Genomic DNA, 16,639 nt, shown 5'->3' with positions numbered 1-16,639 from the left:
ATGGTAATATCCTATGAAACAAAAAACAGGCAGATGCTTCCTTCGAACCATCTGCCTGTCTGATTTCTAAAACTATCTTAATTCTGTAGTAGGAATGGCATCCATATCATCAAATGCCTGATTCTCTCCACCCATTGCCCAAATAAATGTATAATTGCTGGTTCCGGCTCCGGAATGAATGCTCCAAGAAGGACTGATCACTGCCTGCTCATTCTGCATCACGATATGTCTTGTCTCCTTACCTTCTCCCATCATATGGAATACTACATTGTTCTCTGGTACTTCAAAATACATGTAAACTTCCATACGTCTCTCGTGCGTATGGGATGGCATGGTATTCCATATGCTGCCCGGTTCTAAAACTGTCAATCCCATAGACAACTGGCAAGTCTCTAGTACTTCTGGATGAATAAACTGGTTGATCACTCGTTTGTTTGATGTCTCCATCGCCCCAAGTGGTTTTTTCGCTGCTTTTTCAATGGGAATAAAAGTAGTCTTGCATGCTTTATGAGCGGGTGCACTTACCATGTAAAACTTCGCTGGTTTCGCTGCGTCTTCACTGGTAAAGGTAACTTCCTTTGTTCCTTTGGAGATGTAGAGACAGTCCTTATAACCCATCTTAAATTCCTCTCCATCGGCTTTGATGGTTCCAGCTCCGCCGATGTTAAAGATTCCTACCTCACGTCTCTCCAGAAAATAGCTTGTCCCAAAATTTTTCCAGATATCGATGCCTTTATCAATGGAAACCTCTTCCGTGGTTGGCATACATCCCAATGTAACCATACGGTCTACATGGGAATAAACGGCTGTCACTTCATTGGCTGCATATAAATTCTCAATTAAGAATTCATTTCTTGTTTCTTCTGTTGTGTAACGTTTGAAATCCTTCTGATTTGCTGAATAACGAATGTCCATTTATAAAAACCCTCCTTAATTTATAATTGAATAAGTAAATCACTGACCAATCTCATGGTAACACAAGGAAGTTTTTAATTCAACCAGTTCTTGTCTTATTCTATCTTAAATTTGCCTACTTCTTGCCGTAGAAGACCTGCTTGATTGGATAATTCTTCGCTGGACGCCGAACTCTCTTCTGCCGTTGCTGCGTTGCTTTGCACGACTGCTGAAATCTGATTTACCCCATATTCGATTTGGGTCATGGCTCTGGTCTGTTCACCAGAAGCTTTTTCTACTTTTTCCATCAGATCCATTCCCTTTTTTATCTGATCCTTTACATCTATTAGAAGTTCTGCACTTTCTCTTGCCGTCCCCATGCCTTCTTGAACGGCAAGGTGTGAATTCTCAACCAGGATTGCTGTCCTTTTTGCCGCTTGGACTGATTGAGCCGCCAGGCTTCGCACTTCCTCTGCAACAATGGCAAATCCTTTTCCTGCTTCTCCTGCCCTGGCCGCCTCTACCGCTGCATTAAGTGCCAATAAATTCGTTTGAGATGCGATTCCATCCATATCCTTTATAATCTTTCCAATCTCATCTGAGGTTGTCTTAATTTCATCCATGGCGTTCAACATCTGCCCCATCTTCTCATTGCTTTCACCCACGCGCACTACGGTCTGTTCCATAAATCCAGTTGCTTTTTCTATATGAGCGTAGCTATCTTCCACCTGTCCTGAAACTTCTGTAATGGAAGCGGACAAAAGATCAATGGTCCCAGCTTGTTCTGTCGCCCCAGCAGCCAGTGCCTGCGCCGCATCCGCCACTTGATTTGACCCTGCTTCCACTTGATCTGCCGATTCCTTCATTGCTTTTAGGGTATGATTTAACTGCCGGTAGATGAGAGAAAGGGACTCCTCAATGGGAGAAAAGTCACCCACGTATGTGTTTTTTACTGGGAGTGTCATATCTCCCTTTGCCATATGTTTTAGATGATTGGTGATGTCATAAACAACTTCCTTCATCTGCTGAATCAAATCTTCTGTTGCCTGAGACAAAACTTCCATCTCATCCTTCGTTTTAAGGACTGGAACCGGCGGCGTATGTACATCTCCTGCTGCCAATTGGTTCAACCTCTCAGCTATGGGACTAAGAGGTGCCGTAATCTTATGGATCAAAGTTCCCAGAACCACATATCCGGCTGCATAGATGGTAACGGACAAAACCAATACAAGAATAATCTGATTTCTTTTCTGCTTTCGATACCCATCCACCAACTGGTCAATGTCATCAATATAGTTTCCAGTGCTAATATACCAGTCATAAGGTTCAAACTTCATGGTATAAGCCCGTTTGGCAAAGATACCGTCCTGACCGGGTTTTGTAAAATAAAAATCGGTAAAACCACCGTCCGGTTGAGACCCATGAGCAATTATATCGCGGGTGTAATAGTTTCCTACCATATCCTGCTCCTGAAGTCGATCTTTGCCTTCATATTCTGGGTTCCTATGGACTGCGCAGATCCCTTTTGAAGTGTCTGCCCAAAAATATCCCTCTTCCCCACGAAACCTTGCATTTCGAACTATATTTTCTGCATTTTTAAGTGCCTCTTCTTTCGTAATTTCTCCATCTTCGTATCGTTTTTGATTGGCATTTAGAACACTGACCAAACTTTCCACAGCTGTTTTAATATTTGTATCAAAAGCCGTATAACTAATCTGAATGGATTCCTGATAGGCTTTGTCCAAACTGAAATAAAAAATAGTTGTTAATACAAAAATAATGATGAATACCAATGCACTTGCAAATAAAATCAGTTTCCCTTTTACCTGCAATCCATGCTTCTTATGTTTTTTCATGTTAAGCCCCTCTCGTGTCTTTGCATAATAATATTCCTAATCATACCTGTAATTTATCCGTTCTGCAACGCAAGTTTTTCCATTTTTTGTAAAATTTTAATAAACAATTAAAAAATTCCTGGAATTTTTCACAAATTAAGCAAATTGTAACCAGTGAATTTTCCAGGAATCTTTTTCCATTACGACTTTTCAGCCGCAGAAATCAGTTTTAAGTTATTAATAAGTCGAGCATCTTCCGGTTTGTAGGTAAGTGCAGCTTTTCCATGGACCAGTGATTCCTGCAATAATCCCATTCGGTAAGAGGCGATGGCACAAAGATCATCGGGCGTATAATCCCAAGAATACCCCATATTAACAAAGCTTCTTGATTTCTCTTTGATCTTTAGAGCCTCTAAGGTCAAAAAGTATACCATGGACCAGTCTTTTAAATCATAACACATTTTTGCAAATTCGATATAAGGGTCCCGCATGGTTGAGACTTCCGCAATCGCCTTATAATACCAGTTATATGCGTCCTTATTCTTCCCCATCCGGTAATAGGACTTTGCAATCCAGCGCATAGCCGCACAGCGTTCATCGCACCACCGGGCTTGAGGCATGAGAAGGTAGCCGTTTAAGGTTTCAATGCTTTTCTGCCACTGCCCTTTATACATATATTCTCTGCCTAAATAATAGCGCATTCGTTCATTTTTTGAATCTTCTTTCACTGCCAGTTCCAAAAGTGGAAGATATGACCCTCTGGATTTTTTCGGATCTGGATGGTGATTTAGCACCATGCCATCAATATATACAGTTTCCAAAGGAATCTCCCCAACATACTGGAGAAATTCATGCACAGGACATTTCCAGCGGAAATTTTTTCGATCATGCACTTTAAAGTAATAAAACTGGATATCAGGGGTTCCATCTGCTTTTAAACTCCAGTTGTAAAGATAGCGTCCTGTTTTTGCAATGGGTCCCTTGCTACTTTTATGACTCTTCCAAGCCTTCTCAAGACAAGCTCTCCACCCTGGCTCAAATCTCTCATCCAAATCGGTACAGACGCAGATATCCACATCCTCCGGTACATGATCCAGAGAGATGTTTCTTGCCTTATCAAACCTCCAGGGCTTTACAATGTCTACATAGACAATCGCTCCTCGCTCACGCAGCCGTTTTACGGTATCATCCTCTGACCCGGTATCCGTCACGACCACCAGATCGGCTTCCTTCATGGAATCCATCCATTGATCGACAAAGGATTCCTCATTTTTACAGATCGCATAAACACAGATTTTGAGTCCATTCATAAAGATGCACCTCCAGACTCTTTTTTCAATTTTTCTTCAATTAGAGTTAAATTGTTAATTAATCTTTGATTCTCCGGTGCCTTCTCCAATGCTTTTTGTGCATATTCTTTGGCTTTTTCATAGAGTCCAAGCCGGTAAGCACTGATAGCACCTAGATCATAGAGTGCGTAGTTCCAGCATAGCGGATCAACCAGGTAGCTTCCTGTCGTTTCTGTGATTGAAAGTCCTTTTTCTACCATGGCATAGGTTAGGGACCAGTTTGCTTCCATATAGCCAAGTCTTGCCAGTGCATGGTAGGGTTCTCTTACATCCGGGCATTCTGCAAGTGCACGATACAGCCATGCCTTTTCTTCTTTCTGATTCTTCAGTTCCCGATAACAGTGTGCAATAAAACGCATGGAGGCACTTCTTTCCTCCAACCATCTCGCAGTGGGCAAAGAAAGATGTCTTTTTAAGGTTTCTAGTGCCTTTTCATACTGCCCATGATAGACATATTCTCTCCCCAGCCAGAAAACAGCCCTGTCATCTAGAGGATTTTCCTGTACGGATAACTCCAAAAGAGGCAGGTACTGACTTCTTGGTTTTGTTAAATCCGGATAATGATTCAGTAAAAGTCCATTAATCCAAACTGTTTTTTCTGCATCCGATCCGGTATATTCCAAAATTTCATGCACAGGATGAACCCAACGGTAACCATGTCTTTTATGAATCTTCTCCATGGGAAACTGCTTTTTGGGGGTTCCATCTTCATGACTGGAAAAGGCAAACAGATACCGGGCACGGGTTTGATCCGGTCTCCAGGCATTTTCTAGGATTTTTCTCCATCCATGCAAAAAAACCTCATCCAGATCATTGGATACGCAGATATCCGCATCTTCGGGTACATAAGATAGTGCTGCATTGCGTGCAGTGTCAAATCTCCATGGGGAAATTATTTCTTCATAAACAACCGCCCCTCTTGCCCTGAGCTTTTCCACCGTATGATCGGTAGATCCCGTATCCATTACAATTACTTCATCGGCTTCTGAAACTGCATCCATCCATCGATCTACAAACTGTTCTTCATTTTTGCTGATTGCATAAACACATATTTTATATCGGCCCACTTACTCCAACTCCTTTGGGAATATTTTGCTTGCTAGATATAATATATGTACTCCTTTCCTATTTCGTGAAGATATAAATCGCCTTTAATTCCGTATACATTCTCATAAATCTGCTTCTTAAAAGGCCGAAATGTTTCCTCATTTATCGGCTGTTTATAGCTTGCAATCCACAAGGGAATTGGTCTGTCCCCTTGCTTTAAGGGCATCTGCAGATAAGGAAAACGATTGACTATAAATCCCATGTTTTTATAAAAATCTGCACGTTTCTCAGTTATGGGGTCTTTGGGGGTTACTGGTTCGATTTCAAGAAATACCGGCTTATTTAGCCCATCTAATCCTCTTTTCAACAGTTCTTTCCCATATCCTTTCCCTCTGGATTTCTTTGCAGTTGCCAGATGTTCAAAAAAAACACAGTCAGGCAATATCCAGTATCCCAGAAATGCCTGAATCTCTCCTTCCTCCTCGATCGCTAGAAGCCGGTATAAGGGATGGGTCAGTAAGTCTCTCTGCTTTTCTTTGGTTCTGCGTTCAATCTCTGGAAAGGCTTCTTCATAAATACGATTGATTTCTTCAAATCGAGCCGCTGGGTTTTTTAATAACTTCATACGAATCTCCTGATTTTTTCCTTTTTTCATTCTTTTCCTTCTATTGTACCATATTTGTACCATAATTTCCTATGAGACAAAAAAGGGATTCTCCTGCCATTGGTTTTATGGCAGTAGAATCCCTATTAACTATTCTTCTATGATTCTTCTTGGCTGATTTCAATTCCCAGCTCATCTAGCTGCTTATGATCCACAGCCGTCGGTGCTTCTGACATCAGGCAAGAAGCATCTTTTACTTTAGGGAATGCAATTACGTCACGGATGCTATCTGCTCCTACCATCAACATGATTACACGATCCAGACCATAAGCAAGACCTGCATGTGGAGGCACACCAAATTTGAATGCATCCAGCAGGAAGCCAAACTGTTCTTGTGCCTGTTCCTTTGTAAATCCAAGAACTTCTAACATCTTTGACTGAATATCGGACTGATGAATTCGGACAGAACCACCTCCAAGTTCGGTTCCATTTAATACAATATCGTAAGCTTTCGCCCGAACTGCACCTGGATCCGTATCAATTAAGTGCCAGTCTTCTTCCATTGGCATGGTAAATGGATGATGCATGGCAGTAAAGCGTCCTTGTTCCTCTGAGTACTCTAAAAGTGGGAATTCTGTGACCCATAAGAACTTAAAATCATCCTTTTTCAAAAGATCCAGCTGTCTTGCCAGTTCTAATCTTAAATTACCAAGTACATCAAATACCACCTTATTCCGGTCTGCTGCAAACAAAAGAAGATCTCCTGGTTTTGCATCCATGGCTTTTGTTAATGCCTTTAATTCTTCTTCTGTCATAAACTTTGCAAAAGAAGATTTAAAAGTTCCATCCTCATTAACCGCTAAGTAAGCAAGACCTTTGGCACCAAATCCTTTGGCATATTCCACCAGTGCATCGATTTTTTTCCGTGGCATGGTGCCCTGTCCCACTGCATTGATTCCGCGGACTGTACCACCGTTTGAAAGTGCCCCTTTGAATACAGCAAATTCTGAATCTTTTACTACTTCTGAAACGTCTTTTAATTCCATGCCAAAACGCAAGTCTGGTTTATCGGAACCAAAACGGTCCATGGCTTCTCTCCAAGTCATTCTCGTAATTGGAAGCGGAAGATCGAAATTACAAATCTCTTTAAATAATTTCTTGAGCAGTTTTTCATTCACATTTAAAACATCATCTACATCCACAAAAGAAAGTTCCATGTCGATCTGAGTAAATTCTGGCTGCCTGTCCGCTCGAAGATCCTCATCCCGGTAACATCTGGCTAGTTGGAAATAACGATCATATCCAGAGCACATAAGAAGCTGTTTAAACAACTGAGGAGACTGAGGAAGCGCATAAAAAGCACCTTTGTGAACACGGCTTGGAACCAGATAATCACGAGCTCCTTCCGGAGTACTTTTAATCAGAGTTGGGGTTTCAATCTCTAAAAATCCTTCTTCTGCCAGAAACGCACGTGTCAAAGTCGCAACTTTGCTTCTAATTTTTATATTCTTTTGGATATCTGGTCTTCTTAAATCCAGATAACGGTATTTTAATCTAAGTTCTTCCTTCGTTTTGCTGTTTTCCTCAATAGGGAATGGAGGAGTTTCGGATTCAGAAAGAATTCTTATGCTTTTTGCTCTCACCTCGATGCTGCCAGTCGCCAGATTCTCATTGACTCCTCCGGAACGGTTTTCTACCACACCAGTTACTGCAATAACAAACTCACTTCTTAATTTTTCCGCTTTGTGAAAATTCTCTTCTCCACAATTGCTTTCTTCAAAAATGATCTGCAAAAGACCCGATCGGTCTCTTAAATCGACAAAGATAATTCCGCCCTTGTTTCGGCTTTTCTGGACCCAACCCATGACTGTTACTTCACTTCCCTCATTGGCTGTGGTAACTTCTGTACATCTATGGGATCTTTTTAACCCCAACATTGACTCTGCCATAACTTCCTCCTGCTGTTTTCACTTATTTCAAAGCATCTTTATAATATTCTTTAAATTGATTGTAGCCTTCTTTTTCCAGATTTTCTTTTTGGAACTTTTTATTCTTATTCATCTGGGCAACTAAGACAACGGAACCTTTTTCTCTCTTGTTCATGGCTTCCGTCACCGCATGGTTCATCACCTCATCGCTGACGCCCTTTTCAATCAGGATTGCCAGTTTCTCTTCTTTTCCTGGAACGGTAAATCCTTCGTCCATCAAGATGGTGATGATGCGTTCAAATCCGATGGAAAATCCGCATGCCGGAGTGTCCATCCCAGTAAATTTCCCGATCATCTTATCATAACGGCCACCACCGCCTACGGAACCTGGGAATCCTTCCACCTGGATCTCAAATATGGTTCCTGTGTAATAAGACATTCCTCTCACCAGAGTCGGATCAAATACTATATGGAACTGGCTTTTGGAAATCTGGCTTACGCTGTCTATCATTGCCGCCAGATTCTCTGCCTGTTCCGGATCCATAGATCCATCTAAAAGCGTTTTCAAACTGCGGACTCCTTTTGCATCTGGAGTAACCTGTTCAAAAAGTGCAAGGTATTTTTTCACATTATCTTCATCATAACCGGCTTCTACCAGTTCTTTTGCCACTCCGTCCATTCCGATCTTGTCCATCTTATCTAGAATGATAAACACCTGATCATAGGATTCTTCCGAAAATCCACAGGAAGCTGCCATGCCCTTTAAAATATTTCGGTCATTGATCCTTACGGTATACCCTTTAAATCCAATCTTTCCAAGCAACGTCGTGGTCGCTAAAATCAGTTCAATCTCTGCCAATCGGGACGGATCTCCCAGTATATCAATATCACACTGAACAAACTGTCTAAATCTTCCTTTTTGGGGACGGTCTGCTCTCCATACACTTCCCATCTGCAGGGATTTAAAGGGGGTTGGTAATTCCGCTGCATGATTGGAATAATATCTGGATAAGGGAACGGTCAGATCATACCGAAGTCCGCTGTCAACCAAGTCATTTTCTGTCTGTGCCGCATCAAGATTTAATTTATCTCCACGCTTCATCACTTTAAAAATCAGCTTTTCATTGTCTCCGCCCTGTTTGCTTGTCAGGTTTTCGATATGTTCCACACAAGGTGTTTCAATGGACTGAAACCCAAATCCATCGTAAGTTTCCCGAATCTGCTTCATCACATAGTCACGAACCTGCATCTCAGCCGGAAGAATGTCTTTCATCCCAGTTACCGGTTTCTTTTTTAATGCCATATTATTCACTCCATTTTTATATTCTACAGAAATAAATCCTGTTTCTATTGTAAGTTACATTTCCAATTTTGCAAGCATTTTTTCTTTTCTTTCAATCATTTCATCGATTCTAGACATATATTGTTCCACATCTTTTACATTCTCCACTCGTTCCAGACGGTTTTCTTTCGGAAACAGTATCTTTGACGAGGTTCCTGCCCCACATGCAACAATGGTTTGCTTTTCTTCCATGATTAGAATGTTATAGATACATGCTTTAGACGGTCTGGAATAGCCCACATTTTCAAAATTTCCAGCCATGTTTTTTTGGCGGTAGAGGTAATACGGCTCCTGTCCCATCTCCCTTGCATAGGAAGCGGTTAAGTCAATCATCTCCTGGGTGTTTGTAATTTTGATGTCTTCGTATTGTTCCCGGAACATACGAAGGCGGGCTGCTCGCTTGATTGCCAGAGAATGAACGGTAATTCCATCTGGATTTAAACGTTTGATCTCTTCCATCGTTCTTTTAATATCTGACAGCTCTTCATCTGGAAGTCCGATGATCAAATCCATATTGATGTTATCAAATCCCATATCCCTTGCCCGGTAAAATTGTTCCTTTACCATGTCAACTGTATGATGCCGTCCAATGATGTTAAGAGTCTCCTGTTTCATGGTCTGGGGATTAATGGAAATTCTAGTAACTCCATAATCCTTTAAAACCCTTAATTTTTCTTCTGTAATGCTGTCAGGTCTCCCTGCCTCTACGGTAAATTCCAAAACTTCAGAAAAATCAAACGTTTCTCTTATATGGGTAATGAGTCTTTCCAGATGCATCGCACTTAACGAAGTGGGGGTGCCCCCTCCGATATAGACCGTATGCAAAGGGGTTCCTTCCATTCTACGAGACACATAGGAAAGTTCTTTTTCCAAAGCATCTAAATACTCCGACATCCGGCTTTCCCAACGACGGATGGGGTAAGAAGTGAAGGAACAATACAGACATGTCGTAGGACAAAATGGGATTCCCACATACAGGCTGTACCCTTTTTTATAATCAAATTTCGATATCAGGTCAAGTTCCCGCCCTGCGATTTCCAAACTCAAATCCACTTTTTGATCACTGGTCAGATATGTCTCTTTTATATCCCGTTTCACTTCTTTTAGGCTTTCCCCATTTATAAGCTTCGTCATGGCTATCTTCGTGGGACGGATTCCGGTTAGCGTCCCCCAGGGAAGGGAGTTTCCGGTGAGTTCCTTTGCCATACCGTAAATAAGCCGCTTAATCTGATTCTTGGTTTCCAGACGATTCTTATTCGTAAGTAAGACGGAGGATGTCTTTGATTTTCCCTGTAACCGATCCTCTATGGTACAAATGAACGTATTGTCTTTCGTTTTCCCATAGAAAAGGAGCCGGTATTCCATCTCTTTATCCTCTTCATGGTCAAACAGTTCCCCAGGGAAAAAAGCCATAAGCAATTCTCTGATGTCTTGTTCAAACGATGGGTCCTCTAATCTTAATCCTATCATATTTTTAGTCCTATCATATTCTTTATTCTCTATATAACGCAACCGGGTTATATACTTTCTCATGAGCAATCGTCGTAATTTCTCCATGCCCTGGGTATACCATGGTATCTTCTGGCAGTGTGTAAAGCTTCTCTTTGATGGAGTTTATTATTTTACGCTGATCTCCAGTGGGGAGATCCGTTCGGCCTAAAGATTGATAAAAAAGCGTATCCCCGCTTATTAAAACCCCTTCTTCCTCTACCAGATAGCAGACAGAGCCACCAGTATGACCAGGCGTAAACAAAACCCGGAAGGAGATACCAGCAAGGGAAAGTATCTCCTGATCATTCATGTATAAATCAGGTTTTATCTGCAATGCTTTTCCAAAATTAGCGGATAAATTAATAGCCGGATCTTCTAATAAATCTTTTTCCAACTTTCCCGCGTAAATTTTACATTCTGGGTATGCATCCTTGATGGTACGAACTGCCATAATGTGATCGAAATGACCGTGTGTTAACAATATCGCTTCCGGAGTCACAGATAATTTATTCAGGCGATCCAGGAGAAATGCACCTTCATCTCCCGGATCAATTATTACTGCCTTTTGTAATGATTCCCGGTATATTACATAACAGTTGGTATCCATTTGCCCCACTGGATAGGCTTTGATTCTAAAATCGCTCATATGTTTTCTCCTATCTTTTGTTTCTTTTTTCGTTTCTATCTTAATCCGCAAATATGGGAATATCGGTTCCATACAGTAATTTCGTATCATAATGATTGGCATACTCTGTCCACAAGATATTATCTTCTTTTCTTGTGGTAATAAAATACTGGCAGCCTGCAAAAAGCCCCCGAAGCGCTTCTTTGCTTCCCGTTTTAAATACCACATTTGCTTGATTCGATGGGGGGGTATGTTTGGACGCAGATAGATCCTCTTCTGCATAGACAATCAATCTGGATTCTTTTTCCCCCTTGTTTATAAACTCAGTTACGATCCGTTCCCATAAAGAAAAAGGCTCTTTATCATCAGCAATCAATAGAATATTCTTTGGGAGATCGGTAAGATCAATGGGTTCTGCCTGATTCCATTCTTCCTCAGCGGCTTTGTCATATTTCTCTGTAAATGCCTCCACTGGCAGCAGAAAGTCTGCCTGTCTGTCACGAAGAAGTTCTTCTGACCAGTTCCACCAACCGATGGCATTGAGCTTGTTTCTTTGCTCTTCTGTAAACCGATACCCTACAATTTTTGCTGGGTTACCAGCAGCTATGGCATAGGGAGGAATGGATTTTGTTACTACACTCTCTGCGCCAACCACAGCTCCATTGTGAATGGTAACTCCACTCATAATCGTGACCCCTCTGCCAATCCATACGTCATTTTGAAGGATCACCGTTCCTTTTTTTCTGGTTTTGGGAACAGGCGAAAGGTTGAAAAATCCTGGACTCCCCTGAAAGATAGAACGATAATCGTGATTTAGATCCACCAGAAAGGTGATATTATCTGCAAGTGCACAGTACTTTCCAATTTGTATACAGTGAACTCCTAATGAAAGATTAAAATTAATTCCTGATTGTATCTCAGCTCCTACAATATAGCTGTCCCGATCGATCTGCATAAAGGGAAATCGTTCTCCCTCTACTGGCATCGTCAGCTTTGTCAGGCTTTTCACTGTCTGTGGATTATACTTTACCGGATAAACCATAGTCCATCATCCCTTCCACGCTACAAAAAGAGAAAACTGCGTTAGCCCGCAGTCCTCTCTATGTCAATTACACCTTCGATTTGTCTCAATTTATCCACCAGTTTCCCAAGCTCCTCAACCCCATGGATATCAAATGTCATGGTGACGGTGGCTTTTCCCTGTTTATTGGTTCTGGAATTCATTGATGTGATATCAATCTGTCGTTCTGTAAATACCTTGGAGATATCTACAAACATTCCGATCCGGTTATTGGCATAAATCTTTATTTCCGATGAATATCGTTCTTTGGTGTCCTCACCTTCGTTCTCTTGCCACTCTGCATCAATCAACCGGTTTCTCTCATCCTCCGGTAAATTAAACACATTGACACAATCCGTTCTATGAATGGAAATCCCTCTTCCTCTGGTTACAAACCCAATGATCTCATCTCCTGGTACCGGGCTGCAGCACTTGGAGAAGCGGACCGCCAAATCATGAATTCCCTTAACGACAATTCCACTGCCAGACCTTCTTTTAAGAGGCATCTTATTGCCCATGTCTTCTATATCATTTAAGATGGTGCTGTCCGTAACCTGTTTCTTTAATTTCTTATCCCGTTCATCTACCATCTTATTGATGACCTGGCCCTCTTTTAAACCACCGTGACCGATGGAAGCAAGAACCGAATCCCAATCTCGAAACGCATAGCGTTTCATCACCTTTTCCTGATATTCTGGCTTGTTGACTTCAGGATAGTTGATGCCCTTTGTCTTACAGTAGCGATCCACCATCTCCTTGCCTTTGAGGATATTGTCTTCTTTTAATTCTGTCTTAAACCACTGGTTGATCTTATTCTTCGCCTGTGTACTTTTCACCAGGTTCAGCCAATCTCTGCTTGGTCCCTTGCTGTTTTGAGAGGTGATGACTTCCACCTGATCCCCATTTTGAATCACATAATCAATGTTTACCAGTTTTCCATTGACTCTTGAACCAACCATCTTATTGCCCACTGCACTGTGGATGGAATAAGCAAAATCAATGGGGGTGGAACCACTTGGAAGATTCTTTACATCTCCAGAAGGTGTAAAGCAATAAACACTGTCTGAAAACAGATCCAAATCGCCCTTTACCATGTTTAGGAATTCCTTGTTATCGGACATATCCTTCTGCCATTCCAGAATCTGACGAAGCCAGCTTAATTTCTCTTCTTCTTTTCCTGCTGCCACCTGGCCACTTCCGATTTCTTTGTATTTCCAATGAGCAGCGATTCCAAACTCTGCCGTCCGGTGCATCTCAAATGTCCGAATCTGAATCTCAAAGGGCTGACCATTGTTCCCAATTAACGTGGTATGAAGAGACTGATACATATTGGGTTTTGGCATAGCAATGTAATCTTTAAAACGACCAGGTATTGGCTTATAGAGTTCATGAATCACACCAAGGGCTGCATAGCAATCTTTCACATTGTCTACAATGATGCGAACTGCAAACAGATCGTAGATCTGATCCAGCATCTTATTCTGGTTCACCATCTTTTTGTAGATACTAAAGAAGTGCTTTACCCGTCCGTCGATACTTGCTTCGATCCCAGAGCTATTTAAGTGATCTCTCACCTCATCTACAATGCTCTTTACAAAGTATTCTCTGGCATCCTTTTTTAATGATATTTTTTCTGCCAATTCATAATAAACATCTGGATGCAGATATTTTAACGACAGATCATCCAGTTCGATCTTGATCTTAGAAATACCAAGACGATGGGCAAGGGGAGCATAGATCTCCATGGTCTCTTTTGCCTTATCCTTCTGTTTTTCTGGTTTCATGTATTTTAGCGTACGCATATTATGAAGCCGGTCTGCAAGTTTGATGATAATTACACGGATATCCTTTGCCATGGCAAGGAACATCTTTCTTAAGTTCTCTGCTTGAATCTCCATCTTATCCATGGACCAGGAGATTTGGGTCAGCTTCGTAACTCCATCTACCAAGAGAGCCACTTCTTCCCCAAATTCAGCTTTCAGCTCATCTAAGGACATAACGGTGTCTTCTACCACATCATGAAGAATTCCTGCGACAATGGTTTCCTTGTCCATCTCTAGATCAGCCAAAATAATGGCAACACAGAGGGGGTGTATGATATATGGTTCTCCAGACTTACGCAGCTGTTCCTTATGCGCATCATCTGCAATGTGATAGGCTCTCTCGATCATGGAGATGTCATCCGATGGATGATACCTCTTTATGCTTGCCACCAGCTCTTTATAGAGCACATTTGGACTGGTAAAATCAGCCGGAGCCTCCAGGTCTGCATCCAGCTTTTGAATTTCTTTCTGCTCGTTTTGTAAAGCTGCCAAATTCTTGTTTTCCATCTTTGGATTATCTGCCATATGCCATCACCTTCTTGTAACACTCCTATTTTTACTGATTTTAAACGTAGTTAACATTCATTATAATTATTCTTGTCGAAAATTGCAATTATTTTTTCTTTCTCCGCTTCCTCTAAAAATGAGGCCTCCAATGCATACCGGTTCATCTTCTGTAAATCCGCATCTGTAAAGCCCATATGTTTTTTGATTAGTTCCGCTTCTTTTGACAGCGTCGTATTGGAGACAGTCATATTATCTGTATTATAGGTTACATGGATTCCCCGATCATAAAAGGCTTTTAGTGGATGCGCGTCAATGGATGGAACTGCTTTTGTCTGTAGATTACTGACCACACACATCTCTAACGTGATTTTTTCCTTTTTTAGCAGTTCCATACAAGATTCTGATTGAATGGCTGCACAGCCATGACCAATTCTTTTCGCTCCATAGGATACCGCCTTTTTAATATTTTCATTATCCCCACATTCCCCTGCATGTATGGTAAAGGGAATGTTCTTTTGATATACCTTATGAAAAAGTGGTTTAAAATGAGACATGGGAATCATTCCTTCTGGTCCAGCAATATCGACCCCCACGACCCCTTTCTGAAGATAAGCGGCAGCAAGTTCAAACGTTTCCTCGTTGTCTTTGTCCGATCCGTTTACCATGGAACATAACAAAATCTCTAATTTTATGGATCTGTTTTCCATTCCCTTTTGGAGTCCTTTTCTGACCGCTTCAATCGTCTGTTCTTTCGTAAGACCTTTCCGCGTGTGAAGCTGAGGCGCAAATCGGATCTCGCCATATATCACTCCCTGATCAGAAAGCCGTCTGGCTAAATCCTCGCTGGCAAGTTCCAATCCTTCTCTTGTCTGCAACAGTTTTCCTGGAAGTTCAAAACACTTCAAATAATCCACAAGACTGTTACAGGTATCGGGAATCGTTAGATATTTATTTATCTCCTGTCCGGCAAAATCATAACCAATCTGCATGGCAAGCTTTTTAACTACATCAACCGATAGGGAACCATCTAAATGTAGGTGTAGGTCTGTTTCGAATCGACTCATTAAAATCCCTCCTTTTCTTCTTTGAAAACATTTTACCACATTTGATTTGTTTTGTGTTACAAAACCATACACCACAGTGGAATGGTAAACAACGACAATAGGGTCGTGACTACCACACATTTGGTGGCAAATATGTAATCGCCATCATATTTGGCCGCCAATATCGCCGTAGTACTACCGGCCGGCATTCCAGTTAAGAGAACCGATACTCCAGATAGGAGGGGGGGAACCGGAAACATCCGGCAGAAGATAAACACCAACAGTGGGATGAAGAAAAGCCGAATCAGGGTATATTTTATAATTCCACGGTCTAATAAGGTCTTTGGTTTTACTTCTGCCAGGATGGTGCCAATCAAGATCATAGAAATCGCAGTGGTACAGTTTCCAACGGTTTTTATGGTATTGGTCACAAAAAACGGAAGGGAGATCTGGGTAACCATAAAAAATAGCCCAATATAAACCGCAACAATACAAGGGTGAGTTGCCACTTTTTTAAATACAGTCTTCCGATCCGGACTTTCTGTAAAATAAGAAACTCCGGCAGACCACATAACAATTCTTTGTGGTACCAGGAAAATAGAGGCATACATCAGTCCTTCGGCCCCATAGATTCCTTCGGCAATGGGATTTCCCATAAAACCAGCATTGGAACATACGGTTCCATACTGTAGTACCTTCTTACGCCCTTCTTTTTCTTTGTTATAAAGCGTATTGGCAAAAATCAAGCACCCCACTTGGATCAGGGCGGCAATCAGAAGGATTACAGCAAATCCTTTCAGGATCTCCATATTAAATTCAATCAGAAAGGAATTGATGATATTACAGGGTAAAATCACATCAATAACCAGATCTGTCAATACCGGTTTCGCACTTTCCGGCAATATGTTTAACTTTCTAAGTAGAACGCCAGTTGCGGCTAATAAAAACAACATGCCTTGGAGGTTTATAAGATTACTATCTATCATCGGATCACTCTTCTTTTCATGTCGGTATGGTCGGTTCTTTTGTTGCACATTGTATACATTTATAGTTACTTCATCCTATCATATTTAATTCAGTAAAATCAATAG

13 protein-coding genes are annotated in these 16,639 nt (G+C 41.4%); all 13 read right to left on the bottom strand.

Translation table 11 applies throughout. From position 1 onward, the window contains the following. Window positions 1-72: 72 nt before the first annotated feature. The 13 genes from kduI to EFT72_RS10575 all read right to left on the bottom strand — a co-directional run bounded on the left by kduI (window position 73) and on the right by EFT72_RS10575 (window position 16,534). A complete protein-coding gene (kduI, locus tag EFT72_RS10635; RefSeq protein ID WP_124066888.1) occupies window positions 73-915 on the bottom strand; it encodes a 5-dehydro-4-deoxy-D-glucuronate isomerase in 843 nt (280 codons plus the stop codon). Between the two features lie 95 nt (window positions 916-1,010). Continuing rightward, window positions 1,011-2,750 (bottom strand): cache domain-containing protein, encoded by a 1,740-nt coding sequence (locus EFT72_RS10630; RefSeq protein ID WP_124066887.1) that lies wholly within the window; start codon window positions 2,748-2,750, stop codon window positions 1,011-1,013. 179 nt (window positions 2,751-2,929) lie between these two features. Continuing rightward, complete coding sequence (locus EFT72_RS10625) at window positions 2,930-4,039, bottom strand: glycosyltransferase (protein ID WP_124066886.1); 1,110 nt, start codon at window positions 4,037-4,039, stop codon at window positions 2,930-2,932. Next, window positions 4,036-5,145, bottom strand: coding sequence for a glycosyltransferase (locus EFT72_RS10620; protein ID WP_124066885.1), 1,110 nt, complete (start codon window positions 5,143-5,145; stop codon window positions 4,036-4,038). The genes EFT72_RS10625 and EFT72_RS10620 overlap by 4 nt, the downstream gene beginning before the upstream one ends. Window positions 5,146-5,177: 32 nt before the next feature. Beyond that, entirely contained in the window at window positions 5,178-5,780 is a 603-nt protein-coding gene (locus EFT72_RS10615; protein ID WP_243109995.1) for a GNAT family N-acetyltransferase, read from the bottom strand. Between the two features lie 107 nt (window positions 5,781-5,887). After that, the gene (gene aspS / locus EFT72_RS10610; RefSeq protein ID WP_124066884.1) at window positions 5,888-7,678 is read right to left on the bottom strand and encodes an aspartate--tRNA ligase; all 1,791 of its coding nucleotides are present in this window, start codon (window positions 7,676-7,678) and stop codon (window positions 5,888-5,890) included. Window positions 7,679-7,700: 22 nt separating this feature from the next. Further along, window positions 7,701-8,960 (bottom strand): histidine--tRNA ligase, encoded by a 1,260-nt coding sequence (gene hisS / locus EFT72_RS10605; RefSeq protein WP_124066883.1) that lies wholly within the window; start codon window positions 8,958-8,960, stop codon window positions 7,701-7,703. A 54-nt stretch (window positions 8,961-9,014) separates the two neighbouring features. Beyond that, window positions 9,015-10,469 (bottom strand): coproporphyrinogen dehydrogenase HemZ, encoded by a 1,455-nt coding sequence (gene hemZ, locus EFT72_RS10600; RefSeq protein ID WP_124066882.1) that lies wholly within the window; start codon window positions 10,467-10,469, stop codon window positions 9,015-9,017. Between the two features lie 22 nt (window positions 10,470-10,491). Continuing rightward, window positions 10,492-11,136, bottom strand: coding sequence for an MBL fold metallo-hydrolase (locus EFT72_RS10595; RefSeq protein ID WP_124066881.1), 645 nt, complete (start codon window positions 11,134-11,136; stop codon window positions 10,492-10,494). A 40-nt stretch (window positions 11,137-11,176) separates the two neighbouring features. Further along, window positions 11,177-12,157: a CatB-related O-acetyltransferase gene (locus EFT72_RS19780; RefSeq protein WP_124066880.1), complete on the bottom strand. Its 981-nt coding sequence runs from the start codon at window positions 12,155-12,157 to the stop codon at window positions 11,177-11,179. A 41-nt stretch (window positions 12,158-12,198) separates the two neighbouring features. After that, window positions 12,199-14,523: a bifunctional (p)ppGpp synthetase/guanosine-3',5'-bis(diphosphate) 3'-pyrophosphohydrolase gene (locus tag EFT72_RS10585; protein WP_124066879.1), complete on the bottom strand. Its 2,325-nt coding sequence runs from the start codon at window positions 14,521-14,523 to the stop codon at window positions 12,199-12,201. Between the two features lie 50 nt (window positions 14,524-14,573). Beyond that, entirely contained in the window at window positions 14,574-15,569 is a 996-nt protein-coding gene (gene add / locus EFT72_RS10580; protein WP_124066878.1) for an adenosine deaminase, read from the bottom strand. A gap of 56 nt (window positions 15,570-15,625) precedes the next feature. Then, window positions 15,626-16,534, bottom strand: coding sequence for an AEC family transporter (locus EFT72_RS10575; protein WP_124066877.1), 909 nt, complete (start codon window positions 16,532-16,534; stop codon window positions 15,626-15,628). Window positions 16,535-16,639: the final 105 nt, after the last annotated feature.

Source organism: Clostridium sp. E02, assembly GCF_003833015.1.
Classification (GTDB): domain Bacteria; phylum Bacillota; class Clostridia; order Lachnospirales; family Lachnospiraceae; genus Lacrimispora.
The sequence above is the reverse complement of the archived record's forward strand: the minus strand, read 5'-3'. Positions and strand labels throughout refer to the sequence as shown.

What these genes read in the sequence shown, in the direction of transcription:
- kduI (WP_124066888.1), bottom strand. Translation starts at nt 915, where the DNA reads ATGGACATTCGTTATTCAGCAAATCAGAAGGATTTCAAACGTTACACA.
- EFT72_RS10630 (WP_124066887.1), bottom strand. Translation starts at nt 2,750, where the DNA reads ATGAAAAAACATAAGAAGCATGGATTGCAGGTAAAAGGGAAACTGATT.
- EFT72_RS10625 (WP_124066886.1), bottom strand. Translation starts at nt 4,039, where the DNA reads ATGAATGGACTCAAAATCTGTGTTTATGCGATCTGTAAAAATGAGGAA.
- EFT72_RS10615 (WP_243109995.1), bottom strand. Translation starts at nt 5,780, where the DNA reads ATGAAAAAAGGAAAAAATCAGGAGATTCGTATGAAGTTATTAAAAAAC.
- aspS (WP_124066884.1), bottom strand. Translation starts at nt 7,678, where the DNA reads ATGGCAGAGTCAATGTTGGGGTTAAAAAGATCCCATAGATGTACAGAA.
- hisS (WP_124066883.1), bottom strand. Translation starts at nt 8,960, where the DNA reads ATGGCATTAAAAAAGAAACCGGTAACTGGGATGAAAGACATTCTTCCG.
- hemZ (WP_124066882.1), bottom strand. Translation starts at nt 10,469, where the DNA reads ATGATAGGATTAAGATTAGAGGACCCATCGTTTGAACAAGACATCAGA.
- EFT72_RS10595 (WP_124066881.1), bottom strand. Translation starts at nt 11,136, where the DNA reads ATGAGCGATTTTAGAATCAAAGCCTATCCAGTGGGGCAAATGGATACC.
- EFT72_RS19780 (WP_124066880.1), bottom strand. Translation starts at nt 12,157, where the DNA reads ATGGTTTATCCGGTAAAGTATAATCCACAGACAGTGAAAAGCCTGACA.
- EFT72_RS10585 (WP_124066879.1), bottom strand. Translation starts at nt 14,523, where the DNA reads ATGGCAGATAATCCAAAGATGGAAAACAAGAATTTGGCAGCTTTACAA.
- add (WP_124066878.1), bottom strand. Translation starts at nt 15,569, where the DNA reads ATGAGTCGATTCGAAACAGACCTACACCTACATTTAGATGGTTCCCTA.
- EFT72_RS10575 (WP_124066877.1), bottom strand. Translation starts at nt 16,534, where the DNA reads ATGATAGATAGTAATCTTATAAACCTCCAAGGCATGTTGTTTTTATTA.